The following is a 17,253-nucleotide window of genomic DNA, read 5'->3' as shown; positions in this document are numbered from 1 at the left end:
TAACTAATACATTATTGATTAGGAAGTCCGACTGAGCTCACGATAGCGCGTTGGCGTCATGCCCTCCAGTTTTTTGAAAATCCGATTGAAATACGTATGCTGATAACCGACTTGATCGGCGACATCGTTAATCCGCATTTCGGAGTCTCGCAGCAGCTCTTTGGCTTTGTCCATGCGCAGCTCTGTTAAGTAATCGATAAAGTTTTTACCGGTCACTTGCTTAAAGGATCTGCTTAGAAAAAATGGATTCGTCCCCGTATGCTCCGCACAATTATCAAGCGAAATATCTTGTCTATAATTATTTTGCAAATAAATCATCGCTTGTTCGATAATACGTTTCACTTGCGCGTCCGAACGTCCAGACATCTCATTCATAAAAGGCTTAAGCACTTTATCCTGAAACCAAGCAAGAATTCTCGTGGATTCCCGAATCTGAGAAAGCTGCTCATACAAATTCGCGCCTTTGAAGAGGCGATTCGGATTAATTCCAGACACCATAATGGCATGCTGAACATTACCAAGCAGATGCAGCATCCCTTGCTGCACTTCAATTTCTTTAGCCCCCTTGCAGGTTAACACCTCCAGGAAAGACACCAACAAGTCGCTGGCTTCCCCTTCTTTCCCTGTCCGTAAAGCTTGAATGAGCTCCCGCTCCTGTGTAAATGGATATTGCAATTCCATGTCTTCATCTCCTGCAAAATTGTCATGCTCCATATCGATAATCTGGTTCACATTCTCAAAGTAGCGATAGCTGACCGCTTGCTTGGCTCGTTCAAATGCGATAGGGATATCGGAAATCAGCTGTACAGGCCGACTAATGGCCATGGTCATGCGCATTTTCAAAATACGATTAATCGACTGCTTCAATTCGTCACTAAAGGCTTGGCATGCATCTGTATAAGATTGATCCTCAGGTAGGATGAGAAGAATACCCGCGGTTAGATCGTGAAAATTGAGTGTATGACTTTGTTCAAAATACGGAGTAGCCAGCTCCTCGATCATATTCACGGCCGCAAAGGTGACAAGTCCCTCTTCGCCAAGCCGGAAATTCCCCTCCATGCTTGTCATTCCAATCAATTGTACATAGAGGACAACGAATTGCTTATTCTTCACGTCCCACTTAAAACGCTCCATCCGATGGCGTAAATCGTCCTCTGAATAGGCATTCAAATATCCTTGAAGCAGTTGATGCATAAAGCTGTCCTTCAAGTGAGGGAGCTGTTCCGTCAGTTTCGTATTCAGCTCCAAGCTCTCGTTATGCAATTGCATCCATTGTGATTCGAGCAGTGTAAATTCACACTGTGGAGGGTTAGCTGAGCTTCCGCCCAGCATCGCAACAAGCCTTTTGACAGGCAAATAAATGCGGCGTGAAGCCAACCATGCAAGTAAAGCCGCAAGCAGCAGTACCGCGAGACTTACCGTGATAATCAACTTGGAAATAAAGACTACAGGTGATGTGATACTCGAAATGGGTGACGCGGATACGTACGTCCAATCCTCTGAAATTCTGGCCAAGCTGCCGTATGAAACGGTGTAGGTCGAACCTTTCCAATCCATAAAAAAGGAACCCTTTTTACCTGCTAGTGAAGCAACTTTGTCACGAAGAGCGCTTACAAATGGAGATGACGATGTATTCCCATTTGCAGAAACGAACAGCTCTCCAGCATTCTGAATCAGGAACGTCTCCCCGCCATCATAAGGCGTCAGCGTATTGAGCATATTGGCCACCTTTTGGCTATCAAAACGAAAAACTAATACCCCAAACGGATTCAGACTGCCACCGGGAATTTGATGAACGAGCGTTAAATCTTTGTTATCGGGACGATTCGCATCAAACGACCATTGTGTCCAATACGTCGTATGTTGACCGTGAATGAGAGGATCATATCTAGTTGCTGTGGCTGCAGAACGATCATCGATCTTCATATATTCAGGGTTGAACAGCACGGAGCTTGTTCCACCCACGTAAAGTTCCGCATGCTTCACCATCGCATTCGAGCCTTGCATAGCGACTAGCGTCCTGGTGATATCCTGCGTCCTCTCGAAATTTCGGACAAAATCATATCCGTTTAAGCTATAGTCAAATTTATTATCGAACGCCCAATGGGATAGCAGCAGCTCTAGATTGCCTAATTGGTCATCAATATTTTGCGACCGTTGTTCGATTTGTCTGTAATGCAGCTGCAGCAGCTCGGTTTCCACACGCCCGCCTGCCATCCAATACACGAGCACGCCCATTAATAGCCCTGGTATGCCGGAAACAATGAATATCGTGATCAGACTCTTTTTGTAAAAGCGTCCTTGACCGCCGATCGCCTTGCTTAAACTTCTTGCTAGTCCTTCTTTAATGGCTCGTAACATGCCCTCACCAACCGTTCGAAAGTTTTGTTTGGAGCGAAGACTTCACCTTTCAGCGTATAACGATTGGACGTAGGATGTAAGTTAATTTCCAGTGAATTTTCATTACTTTTCCGACTTTTTAGTGGGCGAGACTTATCTGTAATAATTGAAAAAGTCGTGTCCACTGGACACGACTTTCCATCTTATTTTTTCGTAGCTGCATAAAGGTCGTTCATTTCTTTCACCAAATCATCCCCGCCTGATTTTTTCCAAGTTTCGAAAGCTGCCTTCAGAGCTGCTTCGTCACTTTGACCAACGATGAATTTAATACGTGCATCGTTGATAATGTTATCCAGCTGTTGGCCTTTTTGTGAGTAAACTGTGGAGATGAATGGCTCAACTGGGTTTGCCACGATGTTCGCTTCAGCTTCTTTTTGAATCTTCGTCGTTTGCAAACGAAGCGGTGTTTGCTTCACTTTCAAGCCGCGATCTTCCGGGATAAATGGCAGCATTTGGTTCAAGCCTTCTACTTCAGATTCGAGAAGAGCTGTATCCTTGCTCACCACAAGTGCGTCGCCATCCTTTGTATAATGCTTGCCTTCGATACCGTAGCCAGCTAACGTTTGAAGATCCGGCTCATTCATTTGATCCAAGAATTTCAACACGCGTTTGAGCTCATCCTCTGTTTTCACGCTGGACTTCGAAACCGCTAGAATACCTGCAAATCCGGAAGTCGGCAATGCTTTCAAGCCGTTTTTGCCTGTCACGCCAATCATATTATCGACATAATGAATGTTAGGATTATCTTTGCCATCCTTGGCAAGCGCAGCATGAATTTTATCATCCATACGTGCGGCATTGTCTGTTACGTCTACGATGACCCCTGCTTGATTGTTGGCAATTGGATCGTTCCACTTCGCTGAATCAAACACAGCGAAATCCTGATTGATTAACTTCTCATCATATAGCTTCTTCATAAACTTAAGCGCTTCCAGATATTCTGCGGTTTGATGCTCAGGTACAAGCTTACCGTCTACAACGCCCCATTTGTTCGGAGCTCCAAACCAAAGCTTCATAATATCAAAACTGCTTGCCCATTGCCCTGTCCATTTGACCAATACCATGCCGTATGTGTCATCTTTGCCGTTTTTGTCTGGATCTTTTTCTTTAAACGCTTTCAGCATATTGTAGAAATCATCAATCGTTTTTGGAGGTTGCATACCAACAGCTTCCAACCAATCCTTGCGATAGTTGATACCATTTCTACCCAAAGCACGTCCACGGTAAATTCCGTAGTTTTTCCCATCAACCGACGAGTTGTTCATAATGACTTGGTTCGCTTTGCTGAGATTCGGGTAATCTTTCAAATATTTTCCAATTTCCCAGAATGCACCCGATTTAGCAGCATTAACGAAACTCGGGTTCTTCACATCACCAACGTAGATGATTTGAGGCAGCTTCCCTGATGCCAGGGTAATATTGAATTTATCCGTGTAAGAAGCGTTCGGCACCCACTCCAGGTGGATATTCGTATTGGTTTTCTTCTCAATTTCGGTCGTAACAGGACCATCATCCTTCGGGAAATTCGTTTTGAAGATAGGAAGCATGATGCTCAGATCAAGCGGAGCTAAGTTCTCAGGAGCCTTCGTCTGTGCAGCCGCTTGTGAAGGAGCAGCGGATGCTGCTGGTGTTGTAGTACTCGGTTTGTCACTGCTGCAGCCAACTACGGTCGTCATAACGGCAGTGCCCACGGTTGCTACGGTAACCCATTTTTTCGCGTTTTTTTTCATCTAACATGCCTCCTCTAAATTATGGACTTGCTTCTATCTGAATCCGTTACCCCTTGACCGAACCAATCAAGACCCCTTTAGCAAAATGCTTTTGCAGGAACGGATAGACAAACAAAATTGGAATAGTGCCCACGACGATAACGGCCATCTTGATGGATTGCTCGGGCGGTTTCACGAAATTCGGATCCATGGAATTGAGATCTCCAGCTGCAGCCTGTGACAGTAAAACAATCTGTCTGAGCATCACTTGCAATGGCCATTTGGCTGGATCGTTGATGTACAGTAAAGCTGAGAAGAAGTTGTTCCAATGACCTACGGCATAAAATAAAGTGAAAGTTGCCAATACGGGCATTGATAACGGCAGCACGATCCGCCACAGAAGACCAATCTCCGTACAGCCGTCAATCTTCGCTGCTTCCTCTAATTCTGGAGGGATCTCTTGGAAAAAGTTTTTGACAATAATCAAGTTAAAAGCGCTAATCGCGCCTGGAATCATTAATGCCCAGTAGGAGTCCAACATGTGCAACTCTCGTACAACTAGAAAGGTCGGAATTAATCCGCCGCCAAACAACATAGAGAAAATAATCAGATTCAACACGGTATTTCGTCCCATTAATCCCCGCTTCGACAAGGCATACGCCATCGTTACGGTGAAGAACAAGTTGACGAAGGTTCCAACAACCATGACATACAGTGATACCCCGATACTTTTCAAGATTGTATCCGTTGAGAAAATAAAGCGATAGGCAGCTAAGGTAAACGTCTCAGGTATGAGGAACACCGCACGTTTGGTCAGCTCCGCATCAGATGCGAACGACCCTGCTATGACATACAGAAATGGCAGAACGGCAACGATACCAATGATACCCAGAACAATATAATTAGTTACATCAAAGATGGTTCCGGGAACGCTCTTATATTGCTTTGCCAAAACCTCTCTCCTCCTTTACACATAGTATTCGTATTAATAAATGCCAGATTGTCCGAACCTCTTTGCTGTCCAGTTCGCACCTAGTACAAGAATCACGCCGATGACGGCTTTAAATAAACCAACTGCTGTGCTGTAACTAAACGCCCCTTGCGTGATCCCCATCATATACACATAGGTATCAAATACTTCCGCTACATCCCTGTTCAATGGATTCAGCATGAGGAAAATTTGCTCAAAGCCGTTATCCAACACATCCCCCATTCGCAGGATGAGCAGAATGACGATCGTACTGCGGATTGACGGCAGTGTTATGTGCCACAGCTGTCTCCAGCGGTTGGCCCCATCCACGATGGATGCTTCGTATTGTTCCACATCGACTCCAGCAAGCGCTGCTAGGAAGATAATCGTGCCAAATCCGCATTCCTTCCACATCGTTTGCATAATAATCATCGGTCGGAACCATTCCGGACTAGCCAAGAAGTCAATTTTATGACCCAGATATTTCTGCAAAAGCTCATTAACCAGCCCGCCTTGCGTCGTAAGAAAAACATAAGTTAAGCTGGCCACGATGACTAATGAGATGAAATGCGGCACATATATGAGTGTCTGAATGGTTCGTTTATACATATTGACCTTGATCTCATTGAGTAAGAGTGCAAGCACAATCGGTGCCGGGAAATAAAACACCAGATTATATAGGGAGAGCAACAACGTATTGCGAAGGAGCATGAAAAACTCTGGATTTTGAAAAAATACACGAAAATGCTCTAAGCCGACCCAGTCACTCTTCCAAAAGCCTAGAAAAGGCTGATAATTCTTAAAGGCAAGCAGCACACCCCACATGGGCACATATTTAAAAATAATGAAATATAACAAGCCCGGTGTTAGCAATGCGTAGATCCATTTATCCTTACGCAACCTTGCCCACACTTGCGATCTGCGAAGCCCTTTCGCTTCGGTCACCTGAACCAGCTCTCTGTTGTTAGGAGCAGTTGCCTGCTTCATCCTTTTCACCTCCACGTCATGATCGCCTTGTCAGCGTTTGTACCCCTATTATGCATCACCTGTGATTTACCGCCTATCAGACATTCTTGTAAGCCCTTCCAATCACTAATTTTCACCATGTTTCAAGAAAGTGCAAACCCGTCAAAACAGTTGAAATCCCCTAATATTTCCAGCAAGAATGTGTTATTGCCCCTGAGGCATGTAGCACTTATAGTAGTAACTAACTTTCTGATGAAGAGGATGGATGATAGAAATGGGTAAAAAGCTTTATCATGGTGCAGCCTGGTATCCTGAGCTTTGGGATCAAACGGTTATTGAACAAGATATTGAGCTTATGAAGCAAGCAGGTATGAATGTCGTGCGAATTGGCGAATTCGCTTGGTCAAATATGGAACCAACAGAGGGAACTATTGATCTTGGATTTTTTGTGCGAATGGTTAATCTCTTGCATGAAAATGGGATCGATACCGTTATGTGTACGCCGACACCTACGCCGCCAATTTGGTTTACGCACGGTCATCCTGAACGGATGTATGTAAATGAGCAGCTGCAGGTCATGGGCCATGGTTCGCGCCAACATGCTTGTACGAATCATCCTTATTTCCGCGAAAAGGCCGCCATTATTACCAAGCACATTGCTCAGGCCATTGGTCCCTTGCCAGGTCTGATCGGTTGGCAGATCGACAATGAATTCAAAGCACATGTCTCCGAATGTATGTGTAGCACTTGTCTCGTACAATGGCACGAATGGCTTGAAGCGCGTTACGAAACCGTTGAAAAGTTGAATGAGGCGTGGGGCACGCAAATTTGGAGTGAATACTACCATAGCTTCGAGCAAGTACCGCAGCCTGGTCCAGTGCCTTTCTTGCACAACTCCTCCCTCAGTACGATGTACCAACTATTTTCAATGGAGAAAATTGCCCAGTTCTCAGACGAACAAGCGGCGATTATCCGCCAATTTTCGGACGCGCCCATCACGCATAATAGCAGCGTTGCTTTCAGCGTAGATAATGAACGTTTATTCCGCGAGCTGGATTTTGCGTCGTTCGATACGTATGCGACATACGATCACCCTGCCAACTATTTATTAAATAATGATTTGTGGCGGAACTTTAAGCGCGGACGGGATTATTGGATCATGGAGACGAGTCCCTCCTATGCTGCCTCTCTTGCGAGTTATGCGAAGCCGCATCCGAATGGTTATCTCAAAGCCGAAGCGGTCGCTGCCTATGCATTAGGCGCAGAAGCCTTCTGCTATTGGCTATGGAGACAGCAGCGTGCAGGCTGCGAACAGCCTCACGGTTCTGTTATTAGCACATGGGGCAAGCCTACGGTTGGTTTTCCAAATGTACTCGAGGTTGAACAGGCCAGAAAAGAGATCGAAGCTACGATCCTAGCGACACGACCTGCGCAGGCTGAAGTTGCTATGACCTATTCGGATCGATCCAAAGCGTTCCTGAAAACTGAACCGCATCAAAAACTGAATCATCGCGGTCTGGTTACTGCGTTCTATGAGCGGATACTCCATCTAGGGATTCACCGAGATCTTGTGCCTGAAGGCGCAGAACTAGCTGGCTACAAGCTGCTGTTCACACCTTTCCTCCCTTATATCTCTGCCGATTTAATGAAGCGTGCTACTGCGTTCGTTGCCGAAGGCGGCGTGTGGGTCGTTGGTCCGCTTTCTGGCGGTCGCACAGAGGAGCACACCATGCATACGCACGCTGCACTGGGTGATATGGAGCAGCTCGCTGGCGTGGAGACGATCTACACGTTCCCAATGGACGGCAGCGGATCGATCGGAAGTGCCTTTGATGTCACTGCTCCATTGTCGCTTTGGAGCGCTGTCTTCGATCCGAAGGAGGCTGTTGCTATCGGAACCGTGGAATCGGGACTGACGCCAGGGTTAGCTTTCCTAACCGAGCGGAAGTATGGCAAAGGTAAGATCGTCATGCTCGGCTCCATGCCGACTGGCGAGGAAGGTGAGCTGCTGCTGGGCAAACTCATCACGCATTATGCGGATGATGCTGGCGTTACCCTCCGCACCGATGTGACCGCAGGTACGATTGTCGCACCAAGACGAGGCGATGGTTACGATGTGTGGGTTGTCGTTAACATGGACGGTGGCGGCGGCAGCGTGACACTCCCACAGGCGGGCGTCGATCCGATCACAGGAACACGATACCGTGAGGGGAAACTGACGATAGGCCGCTACGAACATAAAGTGATTCAATTTGCAGCTAAGTAACTTAGACACTTAGTAGTTAATTTTACGTAAATTTGATAGGACAGCTGGGTAAACGCACTGACAAGCAGGAGTCACCTCACATACGCTGACTAAAAAGAGGTGACTCCTTATGCCCACGTACAAAAGCAGTTCAATCAAGAGCAAATGGCGCAAAACAAAATGGCTGCTTCAACAACCTGAAATGCGCAAATTTGTCCCTCGAACGTTGCTTTTTACGAGAACTAATTTGCATACCATGCTAGATAATTATAAAACGGTCTTTTTCAAGCCAACCGATGGTTCAGGAGGATCAAATATTATTCGGATTAAGCAGAAGCCGGGTGGCTTCCAAACCCAATTGAATCGTAACAAGGACTTTTGTACAACGAGAAAAAAGCTTCATACCAAATTGTCCAAACATGCCGGAAAACGCTCCTATTTGCTGCAGAAAGGGATTAATCTTGCCAAGACCAAAGGCAGACCTTTCGATATTCGTGTCATGGTTCAGAAAACGAATAAAAGCGAGTGGGTCACAACGGGACTCTTCACCAAAATTGGAAGACCAGGCAAGGTAGCCACCAATTATAATCAAGGCGGGTCGGTTGGGTATTTCAAACCAACCCTGCTCGGAGCCGGTTATTCCGTTACTGACATACAAGAACGTGAAGCGCTATTGAAAGAGATGGGTATTGCTGTTGGGCATGTTTTTGAATCTCACAACCGGGGATTCAGAGAACTGGGACTCGACGTCGCACTCGATTCGCAAGGGAAACCATGGATCTTGGAAGTCAATACGCGTCCACAGTTCTATCCGCTGAAGAACATGTCCAATCGCAAGATGTATCGACGCATGCTGAATACGGGTAAACAGTATGGGCGAACCAAGTAGATTATGTTTCACTCGTTCTAGCAATTGACAAACTATAGCTGCTCCACTTGAAATAGATGGATATTGTCCATCTATTTTCTTTCATTTCCTCGATTATTAGGAAATAAGAGGAAAACCTCCAGTTAATCTTGGCGTTTCTGTGCGTTTCGCAGAGAATGGCCGAATTTAACTGGAGGTTTTCCATTTATAACATATTTTTAACGAATACACGTAAAAATAACTGTATATTTTGCAGCTAACACTTCAGGAGGCCGCTCGGGCTGTGGTGGGTTAACACCCATTCCCGAAGCTATTTTTCTTCGAATTCAACACCTCAGCAAGGAAAGTCAATGTTAATCCTTGTCCCCATCCTTGGATGCGTTTGTCCGGCACGCCTTTGTAGCCTTCCGCGTTTTTCATGACAGCTGTCCCAGCCGATACGCCTGTGACTGTGCCTTCCTCGGTGATTCGAGCCAAGATACCGTCGATCGAATTCTGCGTATATTTGTTGTACAGTCTACCTCGCGTTAGTAAGGCAGTCGCAATGCCTGCCGATCCGGAAGTTTCCAGCGGAGCTGTTGCATCATCCAGAATGGTGTGCCACAAGCCTGACTCGTCCTGCAATCGGACAAGTGCACTTAGCTGATCACGTAATGATCCATCAATGACCATGAACGAAGGATGCGTTACTTCAATGAGATGGAGCGCGCGTGCCATCGTGAGCGCTGCCCAGGAGTTCCCGCGTGCCCAGAACATAGCGGACATATTATTTTGAGCAATATTGTCCCATCCATGATAGTACAGGTTGGTCTTCGCATCTTGCAGGACATTTTCATGTCCATGATACTGCTTCAAGCCAAGCTCGAAATAGTCTTCATTATTCAGCAATTTACCAACACGCAACAGGAAGTAACCTGCCATAAACATCGTATCTACCCAGGCCTGTTCTGGGAAATTATAGGTCTCGGAATTAACGGTGTGCTGGAGGATATCATCCCCAAACCGCTCCGCTTGTGTTGTTAGAAAATCCGCCATTTCCTTAACTGTGTCTAGATATTTCTCTTCTTTCGTTACGTCATACAAGGTAAGAAGGGAGTGTCCGATGGACACCGCATTGACCGAAAGCTTCGGCAATCCATCTTCCATATTTTCGTCTACCCAAGCCTTCAGCCTTGTAAGATAGGATTCATTTCCTGTGGCTGCATAGGCTTCACTGACCCCATAAAATGCGACACCACCTGGCCAATCCCATCCAAAGTCCATCCGAAACGTGCGGTCTACCACTCGGTCAATTGCTGATCTGATTTCATTTTCCTCAAATATTAATTTCGGCATGTCTATAAGTTCTCCTCTCATCCTCTATCCTTTCAAACCGCTTGTGCTAATCCCTTCAACAATGTACCGTTGGAAAATGAAGAACACGACAACAATCGGTACAAGTGACGCGGATGCCATTGCGAACATGCCTCCCCAGTTATTCACGGACTCTCCGTCCAAGAAAAGCTTCAAGGCCAGGGACACAGGGTACATACTTGGCTTATTCAAGTAAAGCAGCGGGTTAATAAAATCTTCCCAGCGCCAGTAGAAGGAGAAGATCGTTGATGTAATGAGCGCCGGAACGATAAGTGGAACCAAAATTCGGAAAAAGATGCTGTATTTACTGCAGCCATCCATTTTAGCGGCTTCATCGAGCTCAATAGGAATCGTCCGAATGAACTGCATAATCAGGAAGATAAAGAATGGAATCGCAAAGAACTGCGGCACGATGATAGGTTTAAAGGATCCGATCCATTCCAACTTCGCAAACAGTACATATTGTGGAATGATTGTAACGTCATGCGGCAGCATCATGGTTAGCATCATACAGCCGAACCAGAAGTTTCTTCCGAAGAATGGAATACGACCAAATGCATAAGCAACGAGGGCTGAACTGACCACCGCGCCGATCGTAGACAGGATCACGATATAGAACGAGTTCAGGAAAAAGCGACCGAACGAATTGCCTGCGAAGCCTCTCCAGCCCGTTTGAAAGTTCTCCCAAGCAATTTTACTCGGAATCAAGCTGTAAGCGGTTGAAAAAATTTCATTGTTTGGCTTCAGCGAGCTTGCAAGCAACCAAATGATTGGGTACATCATCACGAGCGACAATAGGACTAAAAGGAGATGATAGCCAAAGCGTTTGTAGTTGTTCGAATATGCCATGTTATTTCTCTCCTTTGTTTTCGTAGTAAACCCAGTATTTCGAAGTTTGGAAAATAACAAGTGCAATGATACCGACAAGAATGAGCATCACCCACGCCATCGCGGAAGCATAACCCATTTCGTAGAATTGGAATGCTCTGCGGTATAAGTACAATGAATAAAGCAATGTATTGTCCAGCGGTCCGCCTTCGCCGCGAGAGATGATATAGGCTGGCGTAAAGGTCATGAACGCAGAGATTGTTTGCATAATCAGGTTGAACAGGATGATCGGGCTGAGCAGCGGAAGCGTAATTTTGATGAATTGGCGAATTTTATTCGCGCCGTCTACGCTAGCCGCTTCATAATAAGAAGCCGGAATATTTTTGAGACCTGCAAGGAAGATGAGCATGGAAGACCCGAACTGCCAGACGGACAATGCAATCAGTGTCCATAGCGCCGTCGACGGGTTCCCGATCCAGGACGTATCTGTGTGAATCCCGATAACGCCTAGTGCGGAATTCAGCAAACCTTTATCCCCGAACACTTGCGTCCACATGATGGAAACCGCTACGCTGCCCCCGATCAAGGAAGGCAAGTAAAACGAGGAACGGTAAATGCCTATACCTGAGACAGCTTTATTAAGCAGTACCGCCACCATCAAAGCGAATGCGAGACGCAGTGGCACGCTGGCGAACACGTACGTAAAGGTTACACTGACGGATTTCCAATACTTGTCGTCCGCAGTAAACATTTTTTCATAGTTGTCAAAGCCGATAAAATTCGGTGCATCAAACAAGTTGTAATCCGTAAATGAATAAAAGAGTGAAGAAATGATCGGATACAGCGTGAAAATGAGAAACCCCAGAATGAAAGGGGAAGCAAATATGTACCCTACCAGGTTGTCGTTATAACGCAGCTTGTTCATTGGTGATCAACCCCTAACCTCGATTTATGAAGTGGAAGCCTCGCTTCCTCTCTTCTCTACCTTTATTATAAAAGAGTTGACTCGCTGCCAGAAGGCAAAAAACCGTTCTGTTTGTATAAATAACAGAGTGATAATAACGGTTACACCGTCCTTACAGGATGCTTTTGAACATGAAAAAAGCCTCCGCAAATTTACATGCGAAGGCTTCCGGGCGAAGCTTATTTTTTGTTTTTAGCCAAGATTGCGTTCGCGTCCTTGCGGAATTTCGCTGCGCCTTCTTCAACAGTTAATTTTTTGTACATGATTTGTTCAGCGGTATCTTTCAACAATTTCTCTACTTCAACGGAGCCAATCGGACTTGGCGGATCCATTGGGGAAGCGTTTTTCTCTGCCCAAGCTACGTACTCAAATACTTTCTTTTGCTCAGGAGTCAATAGCGGCATCAATGCTTCTTTCACTTTGGAGGAAACCGGTACACCGCGCTCACCCATGATGATTTTGTTCGCGTCGATATCATTGATCAAGAAGCTGATGAATTTAGCTGCTTCTTCTTTGTTTTTGGAGCTTTTCGCAACAGACCAGAACATACTTGGTTTCAAGAACAGCGCTTTGTTCTGACCCCAGCTTGGTGTTTTCATTACATCCAGCGAACGCTTCGCAGCTGTATTGAAACCAATGAACTGGTTGGACCAACCGAATGTGGCAACCGCATTGCCCAGAACCATTTCGTCGTCTTCCGCCGTTCCTTTTTTCTGTGCCAGCTTATCTAGCGGCAGTAAGTAACCGGAATCATACCACTTTTTGTACATCGTGTAGTAGTCAACAAACGCTTTATCATCGGAATAGCCAAGACTAGCGCCATCTGCCGCATATAGCTTTTGACCAACGCTTCTTAGATAGAACGGGAAGTATACGTCATGACGAAGATCACCAGCGAGCATCTTACCTTTGGCTTTCAGCGTCGCGCCAACTGCGTCCAAGTCAGCGAAAGTCCAATCTTCCTTCGGCGCAATGCCATTGTCTTTCAGCATTTGCGAATCAACGGTAGCACCCAAGGCATTGGAGCCTGCGTTTAACGCAACCAGTTTACCGTCAACTTTGCCACCGGAAAGATTGTTTTCAGCAATATCTTTCACGTCCAGCACACCGTTTGTTGTAAATGTTGTCAAATCTTCCAATTGACCTCTGCCGCCATATTGTGTCAGGTAGGAGATGTCCATTTGAAATACGTCAGGCAATCCATTCGCTGCTGCTTGCGGAGCAAGCTTTTTCCAATAATCGTCGAATGCCGCATACTCCGACTCAATTTTCACATTTGGATGCTTTTGCTGATACAACTCAATTACTTTCAATGTATAGTCGTGACGCGCTTGCCCACCCCACCAGGCAACACGCAATGTAACTGGATCCGCTTTGGCACTTGTAGTTGGAGCTGCACTTGTTGCTGGGCTAGAACCTGTGTTTGACGTGCTTGATGATCCGCTTGTACCGCATCCTGCAAGTAGGACAGCAGCCGAGATCACAGTTAACATAACTTTTTTCATCTGTATTTCCTCCCCAAAGTTGTAATCGGTTTCTTTCTATTCGTATTATCGCGCCAGAAAGAGGAAAGGTTAATCCAAAATACAGTCCTATTTGTTTAAAATGCAGAGGTGTCTGTCGATTTCATGTACTCGGAAGGTGTCGAACCTCGGTATTTTTTGAATACTTGGCTAAAATATTGTGGATTGTCCCCGAATCCAAGTCGCTCCGCAAGCTCGAAAATTTTGATATCCGTATCTTCCGCGATCATTTCTGTCGCACGATTAATTCTTGCTTTCATGACATAATTCGAAAACTTCTCACCGGTTTCCTTCTTGAATAATTTCCCGAGATAGTCTGCATTCATATACAACATATCATGTGCTACCCAATTCAAGCTGAGTTCCGTGTTCCCAAGCTGGGCATTAATTACATCAATCACCTTCTGTACAATCGCACTATGCTTCACTTTGTTAAGTCCATAGAAACGTTCTGTCATCGTAATGACAACATTTTCCATGAAAGTTTGAATCGTTTGAAGCGTATGCATCTCCACAATCAATGGAATTTGCGAGAAATAATGATTCATTTCATCGGGTGCGCATTGCCGAACAAGGGATACAAATTGCTGAATGACATACGATTTCGTTACATCAATGTCCAGCTGCGCTTCTTTCAACCCGCCGATAAAGTCATGCAAAGCTGACTCCGCTTCCTCACGGTGACCGGATCTTACCGACATATTGAGACGTTCCTCGTCCCAACCCAGCTCTTTCGGCGAAGCCTCTTGCGATACTTCTGTATCTTTGCGGGTAATCAGACTGCCTTCTCCCAAATAAAAGCGATAATTCAACAGATGCAGGCATTGCTTATACAGATCTCTTGCCTTCGTAATGTGGCTGGGCTCACTAAGCGCAATTGTCGCGTCCATTTTATAATACTTCTGAAAGGTGTCTCGTATATGGTAAATCCGCTCGTGGAGCTGATCGATGTGATCTGATTCTTCTAGAAGAATTAAGACATGATTCCCAATTGTTGTACTTAGGAGAGGACTCTCTAGGATTTCCTGGGCAATATTCTTGATTGCAAACAGATGCTCAAACTCAAAGGCACCTTCCAACTGAAATAAGAGGAGTCGAATTTGATAATCAAAATCGAGCTTAAATAAGCTGCGGAAATAGTCCCAATCCCAATGTCCGTATGTTTTATTTGTCACGAATTCCTTTAAGAATTGTTCTTTTACATGCGGCATCACTTTCTCAAGCTCCGATTTCATGTTCTGAACGAACGACTCCTGATTTGTTTCCTGTTCAAGCTCGGCCACGATTTCCTGCAGCGCTTCGCCAATTTTGCCTTCGTTCGTTGGCTTTAGCAAATAGTGCTTAACCCCATGTTGCATGGCTCTGCTCGCGTAATCAAACTCGCCGAAGCCTGACAACAAGACGAATCTTATCTGAGGGTAAGCCTCATGCACCCGTGCCACAAGTTCAAGTCCATCCATCCCAGGCATGCGAATATCACTAATGATAATGTCAGGGGCCTGCTTTTGTATGAATTCGAAGGCTTCCACCCCATTCCGCGCAGTCCCGATTAGCTCCGTTTGTAAGGAGGCCCAATCCACCATACGAGAAATGCCATCTAGAATGATTCTCTCATCGTCAACTAACAATACTTTGTACATCCCTTATTCCTCCTGTCCATTTGGTAACCTTAGAATGATCGAAGCTCCTTGCTTAACAGTCTCATCCACCCCGATCCCGTATGTGTCCCCGAACGCAAGCTTAATACGATCATCGATATTCAAGAGCCCAATGCCCTTGCCTTTCGTCGTCACTTCACCACTACGCAGTCTTTCAATTACACCTTTCGGCATACCTGGTCCCGTATCTTCAACTGCAAGGAAGATCCCGTCTTCGGTACTCCAGCCTCGGATCGAGATTTCACAAGGCTCGATGGTTGACTCCAACGCATAATGAATCGCATTTTCCATTAAAGGTTGAAGCGTTAGCTTGGGAATGGAGCGATTCATTAATTCTTCAGGTACATCAAGCTTGAACACCAGTCGCTCTTCGAAGCGAATTTTCTGAATGGTCACATAACTTCGGACAATATCAATTTCTTCACCGAGCGTAATAATCGGTTCCTTGAGATCGACAGAGTGACGAAGTAAATACGCTAGCGCTTCCACCATCTCAGAAATTTTGGATTGGCGATTCACTTTCGCCATCCAATTAATCGACTCCAATGTGTTATATAGAAAATGAGGATTGATTTGAGACTGCAAAGCTTTAAATTCCGTTTCTTTTATCAAAAGACGGTTGGCATAATTCTCCTGAATTAACGTGTTGATCCGCTCTATCATGAATCGGAAGCTCCGCTGTAAGAGCCCAATTTCATTCATTGCTAACTGCCCGCCGCCAGGTGGAAATAAATTCGCTTCTTCGAAATTCCCTTTCTCCGCCAGCTTCATCCGCACCATCAATTCGTCGATTGGCCTAGTTAAGCTGTACGAGAACCGTATGCCTATTAAAATCACGACAACAAAGATGGCAATAAAGACGAAAACGACCATTTCTTTAATAAAAATAATACGATCAAAAATCTGATTAAATGGCGTAATATTCAAGTAAGTCCAACCCGTATTCAGTGACTGTATTTGGGCAATGAAATACTCTTCGCCGTTAATATTCTGGATTTCATAGCCTTTTGCATTATTCATTGGCGCGGCAATCCGACTCCAATCAAAGGAAGGATTGCTAGGGAAGATAACGTTTCCATTAGAAACAATCATCACATCCCCCTCTTCGGGTGCAATATCGCGAACAAGTTTCTCAATATTAATTCGAATCACAAGCGTTCCTAAATAGTCCAAATCAAAGTTCGTTTTGTGAAACGAACGAATTTCCCTCGTCGCGATTAGTGCCGAATCCTTGTTGTCAGGGTACATCCAGCGATTTTCCCCCATACCCTCAGCGGCGACATCCAGAATATGCCTTTTCCTCTCCGCATCCATTCTTAGGATATTTCCACCTTCATGCTCGTTTCCTTTGGCGTCCATAATTTGAATCGAGTATAGATAAGGTTCCTCGCCCGAATAGCTGATCAGCCGATCTACCAAGTATTGACTAATGATCAGACGGTCATAATCCGAAGGATTTTTTTTGAGCGAAGTCAACCATTCCTGAACCTGCTCCTCTGCCAAAATCCGATAAGAAAGCTGCTGTAATCGCTTGAGCTCCGTTTCTATCGCAGTAGATGATAAATTAAGCACGCGCGACGATTTCTCATAGATTTGCCCATCGTAGATCGAGAAGACATATTGCTGTATCAAGATGGTAAATGTCAATGAAACCGCGATAATCATCGTTATCAAAATGGATAATTTATTTTTGATTTTCATATGTCGATACGTATCGAGGACTGAACGTAACCCCATGGCTGGCCGACTCCCTATGTCGTTTTGTTATC

General features: G+C 45.3%; 12 protein-coding genes. 2 read left to right on the top strand and 10 right to left on the bottom strand.

What is annotated here, in order from left to right:
* Nucleotides 1-18 precede the first annotated feature (18 nt).
* From AC58QG_RS22760 to AC58QG_RS22745, 4 genes are all read right to left on the bottom strand, one after another.
* A complete protein-coding gene (locus AC58QG_RS22760) occupies nucleotides 19-2,361 on the bottom strand; it encodes a helix-turn-helix domain-containing protein (RefSeq protein WP_497364415.1) in 2,343 nt (780 codons plus the stop codon).
* Between the two features lie 182 nt (nucleotides 2,362-2,543).
* The gene (locus AC58QG_RS22755) at nucleotides 2,544-4,130 is read right to left on the bottom strand and encodes an extracellular solute-binding protein (RefSeq protein WP_497364414.1); all 1,587 of its coding nucleotides are present in this window, start codon (nucleotides 4,128-4,130) and stop codon (nucleotides 2,544-2,546) included.
* A 46-nt stretch (nucleotides 4,131-4,176) separates the two neighbouring features.
* Nucleotides 4,177-5,061 (bottom strand): carbohydrate ABC transporter permease, encoded by an 885-nt coding sequence (locus AC58QG_RS22750; RefSeq protein WP_497364413.1) that lies wholly within the window; start codon nucleotides 5,059-5,061, stop codon nucleotides 4,177-4,179.
* Between the two features lie 33 nt (nucleotides 5,062-5,094).
* The gene (locus AC58QG_RS22745) at nucleotides 5,095-6,066 is read right to left on the bottom strand and encodes an ABC transporter permease (protein ID WP_497364412.1); all 972 of its coding nucleotides are present in this window, start codon (nucleotides 6,064-6,066) and stop codon (nucleotides 5,095-5,097) included.
* A gap of 253 nt (nucleotides 6,067-6,319) precedes the next feature.
* On the opposite strand from AC58QG_RS22745, the gene AC58QG_RS22740 reads away from it, so the two are divergent.
* Both AC58QG_RS22740 and AC58QG_RS22735 read left to right on the top strand, forming a co-directional pair.
* Nucleotides 6,320-8,311 carry a beta-galactosidase gene (locus AC58QG_RS22740; protein ID WP_497364411.1) on the top strand — a complete coding sequence of 664 codons (1,992 nt, stop codon included), beginning with the start codon at nucleotides 6,320-6,322 and terminating at the stop codon, nucleotides 8,309-8,311.
* Between the two features lie 109 nt (nucleotides 8,312-8,420).
* A complete protein-coding gene (locus AC58QG_RS22735; protein ID WP_497364410.1) occupies nucleotides 8,421-9,179 on the top strand; it encodes a YheC/YheD family protein in 759 nt (252 codons plus the stop codon).
* A 270-nt stretch (nucleotides 9,180-9,449) separates the two neighbouring features.
* On the opposite strand, the gene AC58QG_RS22730 is transcribed toward AC58QG_RS22735, so the two are convergent.
* The 6 genes from AC58QG_RS22730 to AC58QG_RS22705 all read right to left on the bottom strand — a co-directional run bounded on the left by AC58QG_RS22730 (nucleotide 9,450) and on the right by AC58QG_RS22705 (nucleotide 17,221).
* Nucleotides 9,450-10,493, bottom strand: a complete 1,044-nt coding sequence (locus AC58QG_RS22730; RefSeq protein ID WP_497364409.1) for a glycoside hydrolase family 88/105 protein — start codon at nucleotides 10,491-10,493, stop codon at nucleotides 9,450-9,452.
* 24 nt (nucleotides 10,494-10,517) lie between these two features.
* Complete coding sequence (locus AC58QG_RS22725) at nucleotides 10,518-11,294, bottom strand: carbohydrate ABC transporter permease (RefSeq protein ID WP_497364672.1); 777 nt, start codon at nucleotides 11,292-11,294, stop codon at nucleotides 10,518-10,520.
* 67 nt (nucleotides 11,295-11,361) lie between these two features.
* Complete coding sequence (locus AC58QG_RS22720; RefSeq protein WP_497364408.1) at nucleotides 11,362-12,264, bottom strand: carbohydrate ABC transporter permease; 903 nt, start codon at nucleotides 12,262-12,264, stop codon at nucleotides 11,362-11,364.
* 218 nt (nucleotides 12,265-12,482) lie between these two features.
* Entirely contained in the window at nucleotides 12,483-13,808 is a 1,326-nt protein-coding gene (locus tag AC58QG_RS22715; protein ID WP_497364407.1) for an ABC transporter substrate-binding protein, read from the bottom strand.
* A 95-nt stretch (nucleotides 13,809-13,903) separates the two neighbouring features.
* Nucleotides 13,904-15,466: a response regulator gene (locus AC58QG_RS22710; RefSeq protein WP_497364406.1), complete on the bottom strand. Its 1,563-nt coding sequence runs from the start codon at nucleotides 15,464-15,466 to the stop codon at nucleotides 13,904-13,906.
* A gap of 3 nt (nucleotides 15,467-15,469) precedes the next feature.
* Nucleotides 15,470-17,221: a cache domain-containing sensor histidine kinase gene (locus AC58QG_RS22705; protein ID WP_497364405.1), complete on the bottom strand. Its 1,752-nt coding sequence runs from the start codon at nucleotides 17,219-17,221 to the stop codon at nucleotides 15,470-15,472.
* Nucleotides 17,222-17,253: the final 32 nt, after the last annotated feature.

This window comes from Paenibacillus sp. J22P169 (genome assembly GCF_059691995.1).
The sequence above is the reverse complement of the archived record's forward strand: the minus strand, read 5'-3'. Positions and strand labels throughout refer to the sequence as shown.

Excerpts from the sequence above, each read along its gene's own strand:
- AC58QG_RS22745 (WP_497364412.1), bottom strand. The coding sequence starts at position 6,066 with ATGAAGCAGGCAACTGCTCCTAACAACAGAGAGCTGGTTCAGGTGACC.
- AC58QG_RS22740 (WP_497364411.1), top strand. The coding sequence starts at position 6,320 with ATGGGTAAAAAGCTTTATCATGGTGCAGCCTGGTATCCTGAGCTTTGG.
- AC58QG_RS22730 (WP_497364409.1), bottom strand. The coding sequence starts at position 10,493 with ATGCCGAAATTAATATTTGAGGAAAATGAAATCAGATCAGCAATTGAC.
- AC58QG_RS22755 (WP_497364414.1), bottom strand. The coding sequence starts at position 4,130 with ATGAAAAAAAACGCGAAAAAATGGGTTACCGTAGCAACCGTGGGCACT.
- AC58QG_RS22760 (WP_497364415.1), bottom strand. The coding sequence starts at position 2,361 with ATGTTACGAGCCATTAAAGAAGGACTAGCAAGAAGTTTAAGCAAGGCG.
- AC58QG_RS22735 (WP_497364410.1), top strand. The coding sequence starts at position 8,421 with ATGCCCACGTACAAAAGCAGTTCAATCAAGAGCAAATGGCGCAAAACA.
- AC58QG_RS22705 (WP_497364405.1), bottom strand. The coding sequence starts at position 17,221 with ATGGGGTTACGTTCAGTCCTCGATACGTATCGACATATGAAAATCAAA.
- AC58QG_RS22710 (WP_497364406.1), bottom strand. The coding sequence starts at position 15,466 with ATGTACAAAGTATTGTTAGTTGACGATGAGAGAATCATTCTAGATGGC.
- AC58QG_RS22715 (WP_497364407.1), bottom strand. The coding sequence starts at position 13,808 with ATGAAAAAAGTTATGTTAACTGTGATCTCGGCTGCTGTCCTACTTGCA.
- AC58QG_RS22725 (WP_497364672.1), bottom strand. The coding sequence starts at position 11,294 with ATGATGTACCCAATCATTTGGTTGCTTGCAAGCTCGCTGAAGCCAAAC.
- AC58QG_RS22720 (WP_497364408.1), bottom strand. The coding sequence starts at position 12,264 with ATGAACAAGCTGCGTTATAACGACAACCTGGTAGGGTACATATTTGCT.